Source organism: Rhodococcus sp. B10 (assembly GCF_011770055.1).
Taxonomy (GTDB): domain Bacteria; phylum Actinomycetota; class Actinomycetes; order Mycobacteriales; family Mycobacteriaceae; genus Rhodococcoides; species Rhodococcoides kyotonensis_B.
Genome location: NZ_JAAFYV010000002.1, coordinates 197,179 through 217,881 on the forward strand (window position 1 = coordinate 197,179; position 20,703 = coordinate 217,881).

10 protein-coding genes are annotated in these 20,703 nt (G+C 65.5%); 4 read left to right on the plus strand and 6 right to left on the minus strand.

Annotated features, from left to right (window positions below):
* Nucleotides 1–95: 95 nt before the first annotated feature.
* Nucleotides 96–3,602 (minus strand): DNA-directed RNA polymerase subunit beta, encoded by a 3,507-nt coding sequence (locus tag RhoFasB10_RS02220; protein ID WP_068427720.1) that lies wholly within the window; start codon nucleotides 3,600–3,602, stop codon nucleotides 96–98.
* A gap of 1,091 nt (nucleotides 3,603–4,693) precedes the next feature.
* Between RhoFasB10_RS02220 and RhoFasB10_RS02225 the strand changes: the two genes are divergently transcribed.
* Both RhoFasB10_RS02225 and RhoFasB10_RS02230 read left to right on the plus strand, forming a co-directional pair.
* Entirely contained in the window at nucleotides 4,694–11,125 is a 6,432-nt protein-coding gene (locus RhoFasB10_RS02225) for a type I polyketide synthase (RefSeq protein ID WP_068427718.1), read from the plus strand.
* The gene (locus RhoFasB10_RS02230) at nucleotides 11,122–12,465 is read left to right on the plus strand and encodes an aminotransferase class I/II-fold pyridoxal phosphate-dependent enzyme (protein WP_068427716.1); all 1,344 of its coding nucleotides are present in this window, start codon (nucleotides 11,122–11,124) and stop codon (nucleotides 12,463–12,465) included. The genes RhoFasB10_RS02225 and RhoFasB10_RS02230 overlap by 4 nt, the downstream gene beginning before the upstream one ends.
* 68 nt (nucleotides 12,466–12,533) lie before the next feature.
* On the opposite strand, the gene RhoFasB10_RS02235 is transcribed toward RhoFasB10_RS02230, so the two are convergent.
* Nucleotides 12,534–13,523 (minus strand): ketoacyl-ACP synthase III, encoded by a 990-nt coding sequence (locus tag RhoFasB10_RS02235; RefSeq protein ID WP_068427714.1) that lies wholly within the window; start codon nucleotides 13,521–13,523, stop codon nucleotides 12,534–12,536.
* A 191-nt stretch (nucleotides 13,524–13,714) separates the two neighbouring features.
* On the opposite strand from RhoFasB10_RS02235, the gene RhoFasB10_RS02240 reads away from it, so the two are divergent.
* Nucleotides 13,715–15,883 (plus strand): MMPL family transporter, encoded by a 2,169-nt coding sequence (locus RhoFasB10_RS02240; RefSeq protein WP_174551440.1) that lies wholly within the window; start codon nucleotides 13,715–13,717, stop codon nucleotides 15,881–15,883.
* Nucleotides 15,873–16,496 carry an N-acetyltransferase gene (locus tag RhoFasB10_RS02245; RefSeq protein WP_068427712.1) on the plus strand — a complete coding sequence of 208 codons (624 nt, stop codon included), beginning with the start codon at nucleotides 15,873–15,875 and terminating at the stop codon, nucleotides 16,494–16,496. Before RhoFasB10_RS02240 ends, RhoFasB10_RS02245 begins: the two co-directional genes overlap by 11 nt.
* 65 nt (nucleotides 16,497–16,561) lie before the next feature.
* On the opposite strand, the gene RhoFasB10_RS02250 is transcribed toward RhoFasB10_RS02245, so the two are convergent.
* The 4 genes from RhoFasB10_RS02250 to RhoFasB10_RS02265 all read right to left on the minus strand — a co-directional run bounded on the left by RhoFasB10_RS02250 (nucleotide 16,562) and on the right by RhoFasB10_RS02265 (nucleotide 20,701).
* On the minus strand, nucleotides 16,562–17,347 hold the full coding sequence (locus RhoFasB10_RS02250; protein ID WP_068427710.1) for a hypothetical protein: 786 nt from the start codon (nucleotides 17,345–17,347) through the stop codon (nucleotides 16,562–16,564).
* A 65-nt stretch (nucleotides 17,348–17,412) separates the two neighbouring features.
* Complete coding sequence (locus RhoFasB10_RS02255; RefSeq protein ID WP_308115229.1) at nucleotides 17,413–18,144, minus strand: hypothetical protein; 732 nt, start codon at nucleotides 18,142–18,144, stop codon at nucleotides 17,413–17,415.
* Between the two features lie 41 nt (nucleotides 18,145–18,185).
* A complete protein-coding gene (locus tag RhoFasB10_RS02260) occupies nucleotides 18,186–19,433 on the minus strand; it encodes an MlaD family protein (RefSeq protein ID WP_068427706.1) in 1,248 nt (415 codons plus the stop codon).
* Nucleotides 19,430–20,701: an MCE family protein gene (locus RhoFasB10_RS02265; protein ID WP_167674314.1), complete on the minus strand. Its 1,272-nt coding sequence runs from the start codon at nucleotides 20,699–20,701 to the stop codon at nucleotides 19,430–19,432. Before RhoFasB10_RS02265 ends, RhoFasB10_RS02260 begins: the two co-directional genes overlap by 4 nt.
* Nucleotides 20,702–20,703: the final 2 nt, after the last annotated feature.

The window sequence follows — 20,703 nt, forward strand, 5'->3', positions numbered from 1 at the left end:
AACTTCCTTTCCCCGTGATGGGTGTTGTACTGCCGAATCGAAAACAAGAACTAACGCCCCTGGGCCCGCGTCACTGCAGGCCCGGGGACCAAGAACTACTGGGCGAGGTCGTCGACCGTGGCAGCTTCGTTGCGGGAAAGGTTGATTCCCAGGTTGGCTGCCGCACGCTCGAGATCTTCGTCGTCGCCGTCGGCCATCGTGATGGCTGCGCCGTCCGAGGACAGCACCTCCACGTTGAGGCACAGCGACTGGAGCTCCTTGAGGAGCACCTTGAAGGACTCGGGAATGCCGGGCTCGGGGATGTTCTCGCCCTTGACGATGGCCTCGTACACCTTCACGCGACCGACCACGTCGTCGGACTTGATGGTCAGAAGCTCCTGCAGCGTGTATGCCGCACCGTAGGCCTGCATGGCCCAGCACTCCATCTCACCGAAGCGCTGACCACCGAACTGGGCCTTACCGCCGAGGGGCTGCTGCGTGATCATCGAGTACGGACCGGTCGAACGAGCGTGGATCTTGTCGTCGACCAAGTGGTGCAGCTTGATGATGTACATGTAGCCCACCGACACCGGGTACGGGAACGGCTCGCCGGAGCGGCCGTCGAACAGCGTGGCCTTGCCGTCGGGGCCGACCATCTGCTCGCCGTCACGGTTCGGGATGGTGCTCTCGAGCAGACCAGCGAGCTGGTGCTCCTTGGCGCCGTCGAACACCGGGGTGGCGATGTTGCTGTCGGCCGGAGCCGCCAGCATCTCCTCCGGAAGGCGGTCGGCCCAATCGGGCTTCGTGCCGTCCGCGGCGATCTGCACGTTCCATCCGGTCTTGCCGATCCACCCGAGGTGGGTCTCCAGAACCTGACCGATGTTCATACGACGCGGAACACCGTGCGTGTTCAGGATGATGTCGATCGGGGTGCCGTCGGGCAGGAACGGCATGTCCTCCTGCGGGAGGATCTTGCCGATGACGCCCTTGTTTCCGTGGCGGCCTGCGAGCTTGTCGCCGTCCTGGATCTTGCGCTTCTGCGCGACGTACACGCGCACGAGCTCGTTGACGCCGGGAGGCAGGTCGTCGTCGTCCTCGCGCGAGAACACGCGAATGCCGATGACCTTTCCACTCTCACCGTGAGGAACCTTCAGCGACGTGTCACGAACCTCGCGAGCCTTCTCACCGAAGATGGCGCGCAGCAGACGCTCTTCCGGGGTCAGCTCGGTCTCGCCCTTCGGCGTGACCTTTCCGACCAGCACGTCGCCGTCACGAACCTCGGCACCGATACGGATGATGCCGCGCTCGTCGAGGTCGGCGAGGACCTCGTCGGAGACGTTCGGGATGTCACGAGTGATCTCCTCGGCACCGAGCTTGGTGTCGCGGGCGTCGATCTCGTGCTCTTCGATGTGGATCGAGGTGAGAACGTCCTCTTCCACGAGGCGCTGCGACAGGATGATCGCGTCCTCGTAGTTGTGGCCTTCCCACGGCATGATCGCGAGCAGCAGGTTCTTGCCGAGCGCCATCTCACCGTTCTCGGTGCAGGGACCGTCGGCGAGGACCTGGCCGGCCTCGACGCGCTGACCCTCGTCCACGATCGGACGCTGGTTGGCACACGTGCCCTGGTTCGAGCGCGCGAACTTGCGCATGCGGTACGTCTTGCGGCTGCCGTCGTCGGCCATGACCGTGACGTAGTCCGCGGACACCTCTTCGACGACGCCCGTCTTGTCGGTGATGACGACGTCACCGGCGTCGACGGCAGCGCGGAGCTCCATGCCGGTACCGACGATCGGCGACTCGCTGCGCACCAGCGGGACGGCCTGACGCTGCATGTTCGCGCCCATGAGGGCACGGTTGGCGTCGTCGTGCTCGAGGAACGGAATCATCGCGGTGGCGACGGACACCATCTGGCGCGGCGAGACGTCCATGTAGTCGATGTCGGCGGACGAGACGAACTCGACCTCTCCACCCTTACGACGGACGAGAATCTTGTCCTCGACGAAGCGACCCTGATCGTCGACGAGCGAGTTCGCCTGCGCGAGCGTGTGGCGATCCTCTTCGTCGGCCGTCAGGTAGTCGACCTCGTCGGTGACCTGGCCGTCGACGACCTTGCGGTACGGCGTCTCGATGAAGCCGAACGGGTTGACCCGCGCGTACACCGAGAGCGAACCGATCAGACCGATGTTCGGACCCTCGGGGGTCTCGATCGGGCACATGCGGCCGTAGTGCGACGGGTGGACGTCACGAACCTCGAGGCCCGCGCGCTCACGCGACAGACCACCGGGGCCGAGAGCCGACAGACGACGCTTGTGCGTCAGACCCGACAGCGGGTTGTTCTGGTCCATGAACTGCGACAGCTGGGACGTTCCGAAGAACTCCTTGATCGCAGCCACGACGGGACGGATGTTGATCAGGGTCTGCGGCGTGATCGCCTCGACGTCCTGAGTGGTCATCCGCTCGCGAACAACGCGCTCCATGCGGGACAGGCCGACGCGGATCTGGTTCTGGATCAGCTCGCCGACCGTGCGGAGACGACGGTTGCCGAAGTGGTCGATGTCGTCGACCTCGACGGGAACCTCGACGCCGCCGGGAGCCGTCATCGAGGTCTCACCTGCGTGCAGACGCACGAGGTACTCGATGGTCGCGACGATGTCTTCCTCGGTGAGGGTCGACGCGACGATCGGCTGGCCGGAGTTCAGGCCGAGCTTCTTGTTGATCTTGTAGCGGCCCACGCGAGCGAGGTCGTAGCGCTTGTCCTTGAAGAACAGGTTCTCCAGGAGCGTCTGCGCGCTCTCCTTCGTGGGGGGCTCGCCCGGACGCAGCTTGCGGTAGATGTCGAGGAGTGCCTCGTCGGTACCGGCGGTGTTGTCCTTCTCGAGCGTGGCCATCAGGATCTCGGAGAAGCCGAAGCGCTCCGTGATCTGCTCGGTGGTCCAGCCGAGAGCCTTCAGCAGCACGGTGACCGGCTGACGACGCTTGCGGTCGATACGAACACCCACGGTGTCGCGCTTGTCGACGTCGAACTCGAGCCATGCACCACGGCCGGGGATGACCTTGACGCTGTGCAGGTCCTTCTCCGTCGTCTTGTCGACCGTGTGGTCGAAGTAGACGCCGGGGGAACGAACGAGCTGCGAGACGACGACACGCTCGGTGCCGTTGATGATGAACGTGCCCTTGTCGGTCATCATGGGGAAATCACCCATGAACACCGTCTGGCTCTTGATCTCACCGGTGTTGTTGTTGATGAACTCGGCAGTGACGAACAGCGGAGCCGCGTACGTCATGTCCTTGTCCTTGCACTCGTCCTGCGAGGCCTTGACCTCGTCGAATCGAGGATCGGAGAAGGAAAGAGACATCGAGCCCGAGAAGTCCTCGATCGGAGAGAGCTCCGTCAGGATGTCCTCGAGACCACCGGTGACTTCACCGTCACCGCGCGCGGCGGCACGGTCGCGCCAGGACTGCGCGCCTACCAGCCATTCGAAAGAGTCCGTCTGTACATCGAGGAGACCGGGTACCTCCAACGGTTCGCGGATGTTCGCGAACGAAACCCTCCTCGGGGCTCCCGGTGTTCCGACAACTGCCTTGGTCTGGCTAGAGACTGCCAAGATGCGTCCTTCCAGCACCTCACGCGGGCCGCTCGTGCAGTGCGACCGCCGCTGTATCTGCTTGCTATATGTGGGGCGAATTCACTGGTCACAACCAAGACCGAATCCCCACTGCAATCTCTTCGAAGTTCGACTTCGCAGACACAGCAATCGAGAGGTGGACAGGAGGCAGCCAGCGCAACGTCCAAAGGTACCCCACATCGGCGCAGAGCGCAACAGGGGCATCAAAAGTAGCACCCGAGATGTGAACCTGCGTGGCGCTCGGCGGCGGCGTGTCGCGGGTCTGCGAATCGGTCCTCCCGATCGCTGCGGGGTGCTTCCGGGACAAGAGTGACCCCTCGCCGCGCCCGCGTCAAGAGGGACAGCCCCGCGTGGCGCAAAACCGGCGGGTCTCGGGCCGGTCCGGTTTTCGTGCGCGCGGGTTCCAGGGGGCCGTGATCGCGGCCGCGCAGGTTTCAGCCGGCGCGCACGTTGCAACCCGCGCATTCGCTGCAACGTGCGCGATACGGAACTCGGGCCACCCCGGAATCGCAGCCGCGCAGGTTCTAGCCCGCGCGCACGTTGCAACCCGCGCATTCGCTGCAACGTGCGCGGTACGGGGCGCGGGGCCCACCCGGGATCACAGCCGCGCAGGTTCCAGCCGGCGCGCACGTTGCAACCCGCGCATTCGCTGCAACGTGCGCGGTACGGGGCGCGGGGCCACCCAGCCGCTCACCCCGGACACACATGGGAGCGTTCCAGTCGGCCGCGTTACACCGTTCGCACTCGCTGTAAATCTGTAACGACCCACAGCGCCGGAATGGTCGGATTTCGTTGCGCCGCAACAGTTCCTGTGCTTCATTCGAAATCTATTGCCTGGCAACGCTATTCACAACGATAGCGACCACGGCAGAACCGCCCCACCCCCAGGCAAAGTTCAATCTTGTACTTTGCCAACGCGTATCGAGACAACGAGTGCCGCACCATCATTCCTATGGCGGTTCGGTGCAGAGTCTGGTTGTATTCACCCGACTCGGGGAGTTCGCTGTCTTCACGAGCGCAGTACGTATTCGGGGTCGGACGGGGCTCACATCTCTGGTGGGCCGTCGCACAGTAGTCGGGGGAGATTCATGGTCGAGATTGCACTTGTCGGTATCGGATGCCGATTCCCGGGCGGAGTTCACGACGGGCAGAGTTTCTGGGAGTTCATGATCTCGAAGGGCGACGGCATCGTCGACATCCCTGCCGATCGGTGGAACGCCGACCGGTTCTACGACCCCGATCCCGAGGCGCCGGGGCGCATGTACACCCGTCGCGGCGGGTTTCTGACGCAGTCGCTGTGGGATTTCGATCCCGAATTCTTCGGCATCTCCCCACGTGAGGCGTCGGTGACCGATCCGCAGCAGCGTCTGCTACTCGAGGTCGCATGGGAAGCCCTGGACGACGCGGGGCACGCCGGCCGCATCACGGGCGCTCCGATCGGCGTCTACGTCGGCGGATTCACCAACGACTCGGCCGGGCTTCGTGGTGCGCCGTCGGTGCGCCCGTTCATCAATGCGCACAGTGCCACCAGTTCGTCGCACACGTTGTTGTCGAACCGCATCTCGTACGCGTTGGACCTGGTCGGTCCGTCGATGACCATCGATACGGCGTGCTCGTCTTCGCTCGTCGCGATGCACGAGGCCGTCCGCGCCCTCGACCGCGGTGAATGCGACATGGCGCTCGTCGGCGGCGTCAACACGATGATCCGTCCCGAGACGTTCGTCTCGATGTGCAAGGGCCGCTTCCTCGCGTTCGACGGCCGATCCAAGTCGTTCGACGCCACCGCCGACGGGTACGGCCGCGGTGAGGGTGCGGGCATGGTGCTGCTCCGGCCGCTCGCCGACGCGGTGCGCGACGGTGACCGGATCTACTCGGTGATCCGCGGATCCGGCGTCAACCAGGACGGGCGCACGATCGCCATCCCCGTCCCGAACCCCGTCTCGCAGCGCACGCTGGCCGAACGGGTCTGCGCGGAGGCCGGTATCGACCCCAGTGAGGTCGGATACGTCGAGGCACACGGAACGGGCACGGCCGTCGGCGATCCGTTGGAGATCGAGGCACTCGGCGGCGCCTACGGCACGGTGCCCGGTCGTACGACTCCGCTCGTCGTCGGATCCATCAAGGCGTCGATCGGCCATACCGAGGCAGCCGCCGGCATCGCGAGCGTCATCAAGAGCGCCCTGTCGATCCACCACAGAACCATCGCGCCGCAGGCCTGGCTGGAGGCGCTCAACCCTGCAATTCTGTTCGACGACCTGCAGATTCGCATCCCGCTGGATCCCGAACCGTTCCCCGACGCGTACTCCCGGCCCGTCGTCGCCATCAACGGTTTCGGCTACGGCGGCACCAACGCGCACGTCATCATGCACGACGCGCCCGCCTCCGCGGTGTCGACGCCTCGCGTGTCGGGTCCGCGGATCTTCCCACTCTCCGCCCGCACCGACGCAGCCGTCCGCGAGGTCGCGGCGACTCTCGCCGACCGTCTGCAGTCCCTTGTCGAAGCCGCACCGGATGCCGCCGACGACATCGTGCGCGCATTCACCGCAGCGGCGTGGACGCGTCGGGCACACCACCCCGTCCGCGCGTCGGTCAAGTACACCGACGCCACCACCCTGCTCGAAGTCCTACGCGAATTCGCCTCGGGTACCGGACAATCCGCACATACCGTCGACGGCGGCGGCGCACCCGTGTTCGTGTTCAGCGGCATGGGACCGCAGTGGTGGGGCATGGCTCGTGACCTTCTGAACGAGGGTGGCGTCTTCGCCCATGAAGCCCGGATCATCGACGACGCGTTCACCGAGATCGCCGGATGGTCAATCATCGAGGAATTGAGCCGCGACGAGGAGTCGTCGCGCGTCACCGACACCGAAGTCGCGCAGCCCGCGAACTTCCTGGTGCAGGTGGCGCTCGTCGCCGAATTGCGGTCCATGGGAATCGAACCCGACACCGTCGTCGGCCACAGCGTCGGTGAGGTCAGCGCCGCCTACATCAGTGGCGCACTGAGTCTGCACGACGCTCTCCTCGTCAGCTGTCATCGCGCGCGGCTGCAGGCCACCACGGCCGGCAGCGGATCGATGTTGGCCGTCGGACTGTCGGAGGCCGACGCCCTGGCCCGACTCGCCGAGGCGGGCGACGACATGGTGTCCCACGTGTCCGTCGCAGCCGTCAACAGCCCGACCGCGGTGACGCTTGCAGGCGACGTCGAACACCTCACCTCTTTGGCCGAATCCCTCACCGCAGCAGGTATATTCGCCAAGCGTCTGCACGTCGAGGTGCCGTACCACAGCCATCTGATGGATCCGATTCTCGGCGAGGTGTCGTCGGCTCTCGCATCCCTGGATCCGCACGTTCCCGGGCTGGCGCTCTATTCGACCGTCACCGCCGAACGCGTCACGGGCGCACACTGGGACGCCGCCTACTGGTGCGACAACGTCCGCAAGCCGGTGCGGTTCGCCGACACGATCGCCGCACTGATCGCGCAGGGCCGACGTCTGTTCCTCGAAGTCGGGCCGCACCCCGTCCTGTCGGGCAACATCCGTGAGATCTTGATTCGCTCGGGCGATCCCGGCACGTCGATCGGCACACTCGTCCGCAAGCAGAACGACGTCGTGAGCCTGTCTGCGACGGTGGCCGGCCTGTACGCCGCGGGCGCGTTCGACGGACGCATCTTCGCCCCCGGCGACGCTGTCGCGTCGCCGCACGTCGACCTCCCCGCGTACCCGTGGCAGCGCACGCGCGTGTGGAACGAGGACGAGGCCTCGGTCGCCGACCGATTCGGCACGAACACCGTCTACCCGATGCTCGGTGACCGGACCGCCGCGGCCGCGTCGGAATGGACCGTCGAACTGGCGGTTTCGCAGCTGCCGTGGCTACGCGACCACGTCGTCGACGGCCTCGTGCTGCTACCGGGAACCGCGTATCTCGACGCGGCCCTCAGTGCGGCCGCGGTGCGGTCGAACCGCCCCGAGGTCGGCCTCGAACACGTCGAGTTCGTCGCTCCCCTCGTCGTCGACACGCACGACGTGCCCGTGCTGCAGGTCGCCGTCGAGGACAGCACGCGACGTTTCGTCATCCGCTCGCGGCCCGCGTCGTCGACGAGCTGGTCGCTCCACGCGACCGGTCGCCTCGTCGAAGGAAATTTCGAGGCACCGTTCGTCGCGGCGGACACTCCCGACGTCGAACACGAGATCACCGGGCAGGCTCTGTATCCGCTGCTGCATGCGGCTGGACTGCAGTACGGGCCGGCATTCCAGGGAATCGAGTCGGCACGGATCGGCGCCGACATCGTCGTCGCATCCATCGACGCAGCCGCGCAAGCCGGCTCCGGCCACCTCGTCCACCCGGCCGTTCTCGACACCGCCTTGCAATGCGTTGCGACGCTGGCGAATCCGTCCGGAGTCACCGGCGCCGTCGTGCCCGCAGCGATGGGAACGGTGCGACGCTACGGACCGATTCCCGACCACGCGACCGTCGTCGTCCGGCGCACGTCGACCGATCCGATGCGTGCCGACATCGCCGTCACCGACGACGAGGGACGTGCCGCGGTGACGATGAACGCCGTCGAATTCCGTCCCATCGCTCCGCCGCAGAGCCTGCACGCGCAGATGTCGTCGGTGTTCTACGAACCGGTGTGGGAGCTTCGGGACAACCGCGATCCCGGCGCCGTTCTCCCCGAGCAAGCCCGCGACTTCGCGCTCGTCGTCGTACTCGGTCACGCCGACGCGTCGACGACCACGCGAGTCGACGCGATCGCCGCGTCGCGTCGGAATTCATCGGTCCTGCACGCGGATTCGACGACGCACCACGAGTTGGTGGCCGCCCTCCGCGAGGCGCTGTCGGTCGACGGCGTCGACCACGTCACCGTCGTCGCGGTGGCCGGCCGCTTCGACGAGCCGGCCGACTCGGTCGCGTCGCTGCTCGTCGTCGCGCGTGCTGTTCACCTCGCGATCTACGGCGACGAGACCGGGCCCGCCGTCGATCCCGGATCATTGTCGACAGCCGTCGTCACCCAGCGGGCGTTCTGCATGCCGGGCGACATCGACGGCGCCGACCTGACCCACGCGGGACTCGTCGGCGCGAGGCGCTCGCTGCGGAACGAGCAGTCCGCCGCCGGATGGCGGCTCGTCGACACCGAGCCCTCGACTACGGACTCCGAACTCGTCACCGAGACGTTCGCATGCGGATCGTTCGCCTCCGATGTCGCCGACGAGGTCGCACTGCGGCAGACCTCGCGCTGGGTGATCACGTTGAAGAGCAACCTGGACGAGCACCTCGCGGTCCGGGAGCAGCCCACCGTCCTGCGCGACCGTGAAAAATCGTTCGCGGTCGAGGTACCGAAGTCGAAGCTGCTGTCGGACCTGGCCTTTCGCGTGCACGACCGTCGCGCTCCCGGGCCGGGTGAGGTCGAGGTGCGCATGGAGACGATCGGCCTCAACTACAAGGATCCCCTGAAGGTCATGGGAGTGCTGACCGACAAGGAACTCGACGGCACCTACTTCGGGACGCGACTCGGACTCGAAGGCGCGGGCGTCGTCACCCGCGTCGGACCGGGCGTCACCGAGGTCGCTCCCGGTGATCAGATGGGCGTGTGTGCCCGGGACATGATGCGTCGCTACGTCACCGTCGGCATCGACGAAGGCGGCACGATGCCCATTCCCGACGGCTGGGAAGCGGGCTGGTGCTCGTCGATCCTGCCGTTTCTCTGTTCGCACTACGGCCTCGTTCACCTGGCGCGCGTGCAACCGGGTGAGACGGTTCTCGTGCACGGCGCCGCAGGCGGCATGGGACTCGCGGCCGTTCAGGTCGCACGAGCGCTCGGCGCGAGGGTCATCGGAACGGCGGGCACGGACGAGCGTCGGGAGGTGGCCCGTGAGGCGGGCGCGCACGACGTGCTGGCGTCGCGGTCGCTGAACTATTCCGAGGACGTCATGACACTCACCGACGGCCTGGGCGTCGACGTCGTGTTCAACTCCTCCCCCGGCGAAATCATGGCCCAGAACCTGCATGTGGCAGCCGAATTCGCGCGAATCGTCGAGATCGGCAAGGCGGACATCTACTTCGGCGGTGTCATGGACCTGAAACCGTTCGACAAGAACCTGACGTTCTACGCGGTCGACATGGATCGCATGTTCAACTTCAAGCCCGATCTGGCCCGGCAGATCACCCGCGAGGTCGTCGACAAGATGAAGGTAGGCGACTACGTGCACCTGCCGTACACGACCTACCGGCTCGATCAGGTCGGCGAGGCGTTCGACGCCGTCGTCAGATCGAGCCACACGGGTCGCGTCGTGCTCAGCCTCGACGAGGACGCACCCGTCGTGAAGCCCCGAATTCCGACGGTCGACATCGATCCCGACGCCACCTACCTGATCACCGGTGGCTTCGGCGCCTTCGGTTCCGCCGTCGCGCGGTGGCTCGTCGACTCCGGTGCCCGTCATCTCGTTCTTGTCGGACGCAATGGCGCGACGACGGATCGGGCCCGCGAGAATCTCGAATCGTTCTCGGCTGCAGGCATTTTGGTCAGCGAAGAACTCGTCGACATCGCCGACTACGACGCGGTTGCCTCGATGATCGGCCGAATCGACGACGCGCATCCACTCCGCGGTGTCTTCCACACGGCAGGCGTGGTCAACAACCACCCGGTCGCCGACATCGACCAGGACTCGCTGCGCAGCGTGTTCCTCCCTAAAGTCAGCGGTGCGGTGAACATGGATCGCGCGCTCGAGGAGGCGCACGTCGACCCGGACATCTTCGTGATGTTCTCGTCGATGAGCAGTCTCACCGGCGGCGCTCCCCAGGTGTCGTACTCGGCGGCCAACTCGGTGCTCGACGCTCTCTCGTGGTCGCGTCGGAACCGGGGAAAGTCCGCGTTCACCGTCAGCTGGGGATCGATGGGCGGTGGCGGGATGGCCGAAGCCAAGCCGGAAGTGGTGCGTTATCTCGAGATGCTCGGGTTCAGGAACATCGACATGGACGTCGCCACGCTGTACCTTCGCGAAGCCCTGACCCTCGACATCCCACACGTCGCCCTCGTCGGCATCGACTGGGAGCAGTGGGGCGTCGCCAACCCGGCATCGGCCAACATCCCGAGGTTCGCTGCACACATCGCGGCGGCCAGCACCGGAGGCTCGGGAATCTCGGCGTTGCAAGCCGAGATCCTCGCCCTGCCGGAAGAGCAGCGCGCGGAGGTCATGACATTCGTCCTCGCCGAGCAGTTGGCCGTCGTGATGGGAATCGACGCCGATGCAGTCGACGTCCAGACGCCGTTGCCCGAGCTGGGACTGGACTCACTGATGGCCGTCGAATTCGCGGCGCGCGTCGGCAAAGCCGTCGGCCTCGAACTGTCGGTGCTCGAATTCGGCCGAGGACATGGCCTCTCGGCCATCGGCGCGAAGCTCGCGGCGACACTCACCGCGCGGGCGGAGGGCGAGGCGGCACCGGCACCGTCGCCCATCGCGGTCGACGTCATGCCTGCACCGGACGCCGACGCCGCGCACGAGCCCGTCGGGACCGCATCGTGACCGCCGACTCCCGCGAGATCGCGAGGCAGTTGCTCGCACGCACCGGCTATTCGACGGTGCAGGTGACCGAGACCGCCGAGTCGGCACCGACGGCACCGCGAACCCCACAACCGAGCAGTGTCGCGGCCCCCGGTGACCGTGGCCTGCTGGCGCACCCGGACATCGTTGCCACCGTCGCGCAGTTCGACGGCGTGGATCGCATGTTCGACAGTCTGAACGTGCCGAACCCGCTGTACCTGCCGCACCAGGGCACGAGCGGACCCACGATCCGCCAGCTCGATCGCGACATGATCAACTTCGGATGCTTCAACTACCTCGGGCTCAGCGCCGACAAGCGGGTCGCGGAGGCGTCGAAGGCGGCGATCGACGAGTACGGCACGTCGGTATCGGCCAGCCGCATCGTGTCCGGGCAGATCCCGCTGTACGCCGAGTTCGAACGTCGCATCGCCGAGACGTACGACGTCGACGACGCCGTCATCACGACGAGCGGCTACCTGACCAATGCAGCCGCCGTCGGATATCTGCTGGGCCAGGGCGATCTCGCGGTCTGCGACGCCCTGGTGCACAGCAGTATCGTGTCCGGTACCGAATGGGCGGGGTGTCGGCGAATCTCGTTCCGACACAACGATCCTGCCGCATTGGAAGCGGTCTTGAAGATGTCGCGCGGCAGCTTCAGGCGTGCGATGGTCGTTCTGGAAAGCCACTACAGCATGGACGGCGACGTCGCGCTGCTCCCCCCGCTGATCGACGTGGCACGCAAGTACGACTGCGCGGTGATGATCGACGAGGCACATTCGTTCGGCGTCCTCGGCGAACACGGCCACGGCATCCGCGAGCTGTACGGCCTCCCCGGTGACGCCGTCGACGTCTGGATGGGCACGATGTCCAAGGCGTTGGGCAGCGTCGGCGGATTTCTCGCCGGCTCACGCGAACTGATTCGTGCGTTCAAGTACTCCGCGCCCGGTCTCAGCATGTTCGCGACTGCACCTGCTCCGGCGTCGATCGCCGCCGCACTTGCCGCGCTCGACATCGTCGACCGCGAACCGGAACGCGTTGCTCGACTGCGGGACAACGCGTCGTACGCCTTCGCGCAGAGTCAAGCCCTCGGATTCCGCACCGGCCTCGCCGAGGGCACGCCGATTCTGCCGATCATCGTCGGTGACACGCAGAAGGCGGTGCTGGCCGGAGTCGGCCTGCTGCAGGCGGGCATCAACGCGAATTCGATCACCCACCCGTCGGTGCCTCTCGGCGAGGAGCGCCTGCGGTTTTTCATCTCGAGCGAACACACGCGCGAGCAGATCGACACCGCGTTGACGACGGTTGCGGAGATTCTCGGGTAGGCGCCTTCGGCGCACGTGCGTGCGAATGTATAGCCCGCTATACATTCGCACGCACGAGGGCGACGCCCCTAGTGAATCAGAACGATTGCGCCCCAGATGAATCCGGCACCGATGGTCGCGATGACGGTCACCTTCCCCTGGCTCGTGAGCTTCGCGCGCTCGAGCTCGGCAAGAACCGTGAAAATACTGGCCGCGCCGGTGTTTCCGAGTCTGTCCACCGTGATGGGCGCCTTCTCCCGCGGCATACCGAGCGTGTCGACGACGGTCTCGATGATGGTGCGATTGGCCTGATGGAGAACGAGATGATCGACGTCGTCGAGCGTCAACCCCGCGTCGTCGACGGCCTTGCGCACCACCGCAGGCAGCAGCACCGTCGCCAGTTTCCACACTCGTCGACCGTCCATGTACACGAAGTGTCGACCGTCCGCGACGGCGTCGGCAGTGAGAGGATGACGCGATCCCCCGCCGCTGATACCGACGGACATGTCCAGTTCCGATTCGATGGTCGACGACCTGATCCCCCTCGCGGGATCCGTCTCCGCGGTCACGAGCGCACCGCCTGCCGCGTCACCGAAGAAGATGCGCGTCGTCCGATCGTTCGGATTCGTCTGGCGCGACAGCACTTCCACCGCGAGCACCAGGATGATTCGGTAACGATCTCCGATCATCGACGCGGCCAGTTCCAGCCCGAGCAGCCCGCCGGAACACGCCGCCTGCGTCAGATCGATGGGAACGGCCCGGACCGCACCGAGCGACTGAGCAACGGTGAGCGCCGTCGACGGGAACGGCTGATCCGGATTCACTGTCGCCAACACGATCGCGTCCAGATCCATTGCCGCAAGGCCGCTCTGGTGCAGTACGGATCTCGCGGCCCTCAGCGCCAGGTCGGATGCCGCGGCACCGTCCTCGAGAAATCGTCGTGCCTCGATGCCGGTCCTTGCTCTGATCCATTCGTCGCTCGAATCGACCGTGGCACACAGCTCGGCGTTGTCCACCACTCGGTCCGGGAGTGCATCGGCGAAATGACGGACCGCCACCGAAGAATTTCTGGTATTCATACTTCTCCACATCGTAGGCGCGGAAGTTGAACGCTTGATCATGGTGCGGTGCGAAACGTGCAGCAGCGGAACATATTTGCGCGGCTGCACGATAACATCGCACGGACTTCGTCGACAGTGTCGCCCGCGTCGGACGATCGGTGTACTCTCGCGTTCATTCAAGGCCGTTTCGCGGTCACCCGGGGGGCTTCATGACACGTGGCGATCGAACGGCGCGTCCGAACACGTTCGCGCAATTCGTGGTTCGCCGTGCTCGATTCGTGGTCGCCACATGCGTCACCGTCATCGTCGTCGCAGGCGTGTGGGGCGTCGGCGTGCTGAGCCAGCTCAGCGTGGGCGGATACTCGGACCCGGGCAGCGAGGCAGCGCAGGTCGACCGGATCGTCGAGGCACAGTTCGGTCGTCAGGTGCCGGACGTCGCCGTTCTGTACACGCCGACCGACGGCCGCACCGTCGAGGACATCCGCGGCGACGTCGAGCAGAACCTTGCGGGCATCGACTCCTCGCTCCTCGCTCGCGATCCGGTGACGTACTGGAACATGCCGCCGACCATCGCCCAGGGCTTGACGTCGTTCGACGGACGATCCGCGCTGGCCGTCCTGACGATGACCGGCGACGAGGACGCGCGAGTCAAGACGTTCGTCGACATTCGAGACGACCTGCAGATCGACGGTGTCGACGTGCAGTTCGGCGGCTTCTCGACCATCGCCGACGCGTACAACACCGAGGCGCGGTCCGATCTCGTCCGAGCCGAGACCATCACGTTCCCGATCCTGATGGTGTTGCTGCTCGTCATCTTCGGGGGCGTCACCGCCGCCGCCGTCCCGCTGTGCATCGGCGGTCTCAGCATTCTGGCGTCCCTTGCCGTCATGCGAGTGCTGTCGCAGTTCACCGAGGTGAGCATCTTCGCCACGAACATCGCGAGCCTCGTCGGCCTCGGCATGGCCGTCGACTACAGCTTGTTCGTCCTGACGAGATTCAGGGAGGAGCTACGACGCGGCGCCGCCGTCGACCAGGCCGTGTATCGCACGATGGCCACGGCAGGTCGCACCGTCGCGTTCTCGGCGCTGCTGCTCGTGTGCGGTTTCGTCGGCATGCTGATCTTTCCGCAGGCGATGATTCGGTCACTCGGTTTCGGCGGAATGGCTGCGGTCGCGGTGTCGGCGTTCGTGTCGCTGACGGCGCTGCCCGCCACACTCGCAGTGCTCGGGCCACGTATCGATTCGTTGAGTTGGCGTAGGGGCGCAGCCGAGCGCGGTGACGCTCGCGCCGAACGGTTCTGGGGTTCGGTGGCCGAGCGCGTGATGCGACGGCCCGCCGTCGTCGCGGTCTCGATTCTCGCGTTCCTCGGACTGCTCGCGGCGCCGATCTTCGGCGTCGCACTCGGCGACCTCGACCACAAGGGACTGCCCTCCGACGCGCCCGCCCGCATCGCGACCGACAAGCTGTTCGCCGATTTCCCTCTCGCCAACTCGGGCGTCACGGTGATGGTCCAGTCCGACAACGGTTCTCCCCCGGACGCCCTCGTCGTGCAGCAACTGGCCGCCGAGATGGGACGCGTCGACGGCATCGCGGCCGCCATACCGTCGGGCAGCGCCGAGAACTACGGGGTCATCAGGGCCATCCTGACCTCACCGGATCGCACCGAGAGCGCACTCGACACCGTGTCCCGCCTTCGCGACATCGAGGCGCCGGACGGCACCGTGATCCGCATCGGCGGAGCGACAGCGTTGAGCCAGGACGGCATCTCGTCGATCTACGACACCATTCCGTGGATGTTCGCGATCATGATCGCTGCGACGTTCGTCGTCACGACGGCCGCGTTTCGCTCGATCGTGTTGTCCACCAAAGCAATCGTCATGGCAATACTCAGCCTGGCCGCGACGTTCGGCGTGCTGACCTGGGTGTTCCACGACGGCCACGGGGCAGGGATCGTCGGGATCACACCGGCGCCGCTGCAAGCCACCATGAGCATCCTCATCATGGCCGTCGTGTTCGGATTGTCCACGGACTACGAGATCTTCCTGCTGTCCCGCATCGTCGAAGCGCACGACGCAGGCGCGAGTACGCGTGACGCAGTGAGAATCGGCGCCGCACGCACCGGCCGCGTCGTCACGGCAGCCGCACTGCTGCTCATCACCGTCACCGCATTCTTCTCGTTGTCCGAACTCGCGATGATGCGCCTCGTCGGAATCGGCATCATCGTCGGACTGATACTCGACGCCACCGTCGTACGCATGTTGCTCGTCCCCGCAACGGTCAAGCTGATGGGCGAGGCCAACTGGTGGCTGCACCCGAAAAAACTTGTGCACGAGACTGTTTCGACCCCATTGGAAAAGGACAACGAGAATGTCGGTTGAGATCAGGTACGCCACGAAAGCAGACATCCGAGAGATGTCCGAAGTGATGGCCCGTGCATTCCAGGTCGAGGATCCGGTCAGCGGGTACTTCTTCCCGAACGACCGCACACGACCGAAGAAGCAACGACGCATGATGTCCGCGTTGATCCGTCATCGGTATCTGCCCATCGACGGGGCCGAGGTCGCGACCATCGACGGCAGGATCGTCGGCGTCAGCCTCTGGTATCCGCACGACTCACCGCCGGAACCGTGGTGGCGCAAGGCAATCAGCGGACCGCACCTGTTGTGGGCCATGGGACGCGGCGTCCGACCCGGCATCCAGATGGACAGGACGCTGCTCGCCGGAGCCCCCGACGACCAGGCCGTCCTGTGGGTGTATCTGGGAATCGAGCCGTCACTGCATCGTTCGGGCGTCGGACGGGCATTGACGAGCTCCATCTTCGAGCGAATGGACCACGAACGTCGCATCACCTACGGGATCTGCAAGGAGGGAAACATTCCCTTCTGGACCGCAATGGGTTTCGAACCGGTAGGCACGACGACCATCGGGCCGAAAGGTCCGCTCGTGTACCGCATGAACCGCCCGCCCGCGCAGGTGACGAGCGGGCCGTAGCCGGCTCGCCTTCCGTCGTGGCGGCTGCGAGAAGATCATCAACCGGTTCGGGCTGCTGATACCGCTTACTGATCGGAGATGGCAGAAAGAATCCACTTACCGTCGGTCTTCTCCATGTTCACGACGATGGGCCCCTCGGCATTTCCCTGCGCGACGCCCGCTTGCGTGGCACTGACATTGAGCAGTGCGACGATCTCGGCGTGATCGGGTTCGAGGCGCGTGACGCCGATATCGGAGATGTCGGCCTGCGTTGCGGTCTGAGTCTGGCGCACAGCCGATTTCGTCGTGTCGGCCACTCGGTCGAACTCGGCGAGCATGTCGGGGTTGAGGACGGCGCGGGCCTTGTCGAAGTCCTCGTCGATCGTCGCGTCGCTGTAGGTGTAGAGCGTCTTCAATGCGTCCGTCGCCGCAGCGGTGACCTCGGACGTCGCGTTCTGATCGACCCACGCCGAATTGTCGACGTCCGCACCGGGCTTCAGCGCAGCAACGACGGCGACAGCACCGAACACGACGGCAGCGACCCCCACTGCGACAACCGGCGTCCAGCTGGTCCGCGCGGCAGGCGCCTCGGAAGCGGCGGGCTCCGCAGGAGCGGCAGGTTCCGCGAGAGCGGCAGGTTCCGCGGGAGCGGGCGGTTCTGCGGGAGCCTCGGGTTCAGGCGCGGCGGCGTCGGGCTTCGCAGCCTTCGAAAGGTCTACCGGCGTGGTGGAATCCGAGGTCGCCGTGGTGTCCGGAGTCGCTGCGTCGGACGCGACGGCGTCGGGCTCGGTTCTGCGATTGCTGCCCGCCACCTTCTTCCGAGCCTTGCTGGTGGTGTTGGGGGGAACGATCTTCCGGCGCTGTGGAGGCACTGCGGACAACTCCTCGTAGTTCTTTCGAAAAATGCCACTATCCGATGGTCAGGGCAGGACGGATGTCACTGCCCGCCGGTCGCATCGGGAGCGGGCGCAGGCTCCGCGGTTTCGGACGGGACCGCGTTCGGGTCGGCGGGCTCAGTGGTCGGGGCGGGAGCTCCATTGGGGTCGAGCGGCAATCCGTTCGAGTCCGTCTGCCCGCCCGACGCGTCGAGCGCGATCGGTGTTCCGATCGGGTCGACCTTGTTGGCCTTCCACGTACCGTCGACGTCTTCCATGAACAACCGCATGGTCTGCTTGACCTTCTGCGCCGGACGGTCAGGCCACGTCGTCGTCGCGGCGATGACGACCAGTGCGGTGGCTGTGCCCTCGTCGGCGCTGAGTTCGGTCAGGGTCGAGTGCATCAACTCGGCCGAACTCTTGGCTCCCGACGTGCGGACCGCGTCGTCGATAGACGACCGTGTTGCTTCCAGATCGTTCAGCATCGTGTCGCCGGTAATGGACGACTTCATGTCGTCGAACGACTGATCGATGTTGGCGGCGTCGACGGTGTTGAGGTTGATCGCCACCTGCTGGGCACCGGTGAGTGCCGAGTCGCGGGTGTCGGCAACCGATTTGTCGGATCGCGCGTTCACGTACCCGATTCCGAACCACACGGCCGCTACCAGGGCGACGATCGCGACGACGGATACGCCGATCAGAACCGGAGTCCTGCTGCTCTTTCGGCCGACATTTTCGCTCGATGGCCCAGGAGCGCCGGAAGTCGGCTCCTGGGCTTCGGTGTTTGACGTCACACTGACACCCTACTACTCGGTAACTTCGTCACCCGATCCGCTTACTTCGGAGTGACACCGATCAGCGGTGCGAGCTGCGTCGCAATCGGATTCAAGTTGAGCTTGTCCGGATCGACCTTCGGCTTCGAATCCCACGGCTGCGGGGTTTCGGGATCCGCGAAGACGATGCGGTTGGAACTACGAACACCTGTCACGCTGCCCTGAGGCGTCGTGCAGTTGGCCTGCAGGTTCAGCGGGTAGTTGTCCTCGGACATGTCGAAGTTCGGGTTCTTCGCCTTCTCCTCCGCGAGGATCGCCTGGGTGCCCTCGTAGCCGACCGTGCACGGCGGCGGGTTGTTCGTCTCGAGCAGCAGACCCTGATGGATCGTGCCGTCGCCCGGGGTCAACGTGCTCGATCCAGCGGCCAACGCGGGCAGGAAGATCAGCAGCGGCTGCAACGCGAGCGTGCGCGGCGCGGCAAGCTCGGTGACCTCGTTGAGGTTGTTCAGATCGGTCGTCAACGCCGGACCGCCCTCGTCGATCAACGCACCGATCTGATCGCTGGCGGCAGTGCCGGTGTTGATCAGTCGTCGAATGTCCGGGTCGTTGCTGCGCAGCTGGGCCGTCACGTTGTTCAGGTCGGTGCTGAACTGACGGATGGCCGACGCCTGATCCGACTGGGTGTCGAGAACCGTCCGGCTGTCCCGAACGAGCGCGAGAGTTTGGGGCAACGCCTCGTCACCGGACTGAGTGAGCGTGTTCAGCGAGTCCAGGAGGACCTGCAGATCGTCGCCCTTGCCGTTCAATGCCGTGCCCAGTTCCTGGACAACCGTCGTCAAGTTCTGCAACGGAACGGAACTGACGAGACTGTCCGCACTCGCGAGCACGTTCTCGACCGGAACGGGCGTTGCCGTGTCCGCCTCGACGATGACCGAACCGCTTTCGAGGTACGGACCCTCGTCGCTGGTCGGCTGCAGGTCGACGTACTGCTCACCGATCGCAGAGCGGTTGGCCACGACGGCCTTCGCCGACGACGGAATGTCCGGCCCACCGTTGTTCAACAGCAGTTCGACGTTCACGCCGTCCGACGTCAGCGACAACGCACCGACCGTCCCGACGGGCACACCGCGGTACGTCACCTCGGCGTTGGTGAAGATGCCGCCCGAGTCCGCGAACTGCGCATTGACGTCGTACTGCCCGAAGCCGAGCAGATTGTCGATTCGGACGTACTTTCCACCGACGTACACGATGCCGAGCACCGCGACGGCGATGAATGCGAACAGCTGAATCCTGACCAGCCGCGATCTCACTGTCCACCTCCGAATTGTTCGAGCAGGTCGTTCAACGGAGCGAACGGAGTCGGTTCGTTCACGGGCGAGTCCACCGGTTCGGTTCCTGGCGCGACCGGGACTCCCGGCGGCGGGGACGGATTGGGAATGATCGGAGGCAACGGCAGCAGCGAGATCGTCGGCCATCCCGGGCGCGGTCCGTTGCCGTTGTAGTACGGGTTCGACGGATCGACCAGCGGCAGCGTGTCACCGTACTTCGGTGGGATGTAGACCGGATCGCCTTCTCCCACACCGAGATTGCGCAGCGTGGTGCCGATCGACAGATCCAGCGACAGGTACAGGTTCGCCGAATCGCCCTGTGTGATCTGCTCGATGCCGTCGGGGAACGGGAGGGTCGGGATGAGCGGCAGCGTCGTGACGATGTCGTCGCTCGACTCGGCGAGCGCCTGCAACGTCGGCCGCAGTGCGCGCAGATCGGCGATCAGGTTGTCCTTGGACCGGTTGATCACGTCGGTGCCGACGGCTCCGAGTCGATCGAGCTGGCCGAGCATCTGCGTCAGCTGCGGACGCTGCTGTTCGAGAACGTCCGTCGCGATCGGAAGGTCCGACAGCACACGATCGATCTTCTCGGTCTGGCCACTCACCTCGGTCGTCAGAACGTCGAGACCGTCGAGCGCACGGGTGATGTCGTCGCGCTGCTCTTCGAGGCCACCGATGAGGGTGTTCGCCTGTTCCAACAGACTGCGTGTCTTGCCCTCGCGACCGTCGAACGCGGCACTCAATTCCTTGACGACCGGAGCGAGTTGGCCGACGCCACCGCCGTTGAGGACCATCGACAACGCGCCGAGAACCTGCTCGATGTTCGTCGTCGACCGCGTCCGATCCAGCGGGATCGTGTCGCCGTCCTGCAGTTTCTGCGGATCGGCGTCACCCGCAGGCACCGTCAGCTGAACGAACTTCTCACCGAGGATCGACGTCTGCTCCACTGCGGCAAGCGCATTGGCGGGCAGATCCACCGAATTGTCGACGATGACGTTCACGTTCGCGGTCCACTCACCGTTCGGCACCGAGATCGAATCGACTCGGCCGACCTCGACACCGTCGACCTTCACCGTCGACTGCGGGACGAGGTCGAGCACGTCCTGGAACTGAATGGTCAGATGCATCGGGTTGCTTCCGGTATCCGCGCCACCGGGCAGCGGAATGCCGTAGACGCCCTGCGAACACGCCGTCGCCGACAAGCCGACGACCGTCGCACCGGCGAGCACGACGAGTGGGCGCGTACGCATGA

Bases quoted from the DNA above. Each gene is read 5' to 3' on its own strand.
- RhoFasB10_RS02265 (WP_167674314.1), bottom strand. From the start codon at position 20,701: ATGCGTACGCGCCCACTCGTCGTGCTCGCCGGTGCGACGGTCGTCGGC.
- RhoFasB10_RS02225 (WP_068427718.1), top strand. From the start codon at position 4,694: ATGGTCGAGATTGCACTTGTCGGTATCGGATGCCGATTCCCGGGCGGA.
- RhoFasB10_RS02240 (WP_174551440.1), top strand. From the start codon at position 13,715: ATGACACGTGGCGATCGAACGGCGCGTCCGAACACGTTCGCGCAATTC.
- RhoFasB10_RS02235 (WP_068427714.1), bottom strand. From the start codon at position 13,523: ATGAATACCAGAAATTCTTCGGTGGCGGTCCGTCATTTCGCCGATGCA.
- RhoFasB10_RS02245 (WP_068427712.1), top strand. From the start codon at position 15,873: ATGTCGGTTGAGATCAGGTACGCCACGAAAGCAGACATCCGAGAGATG.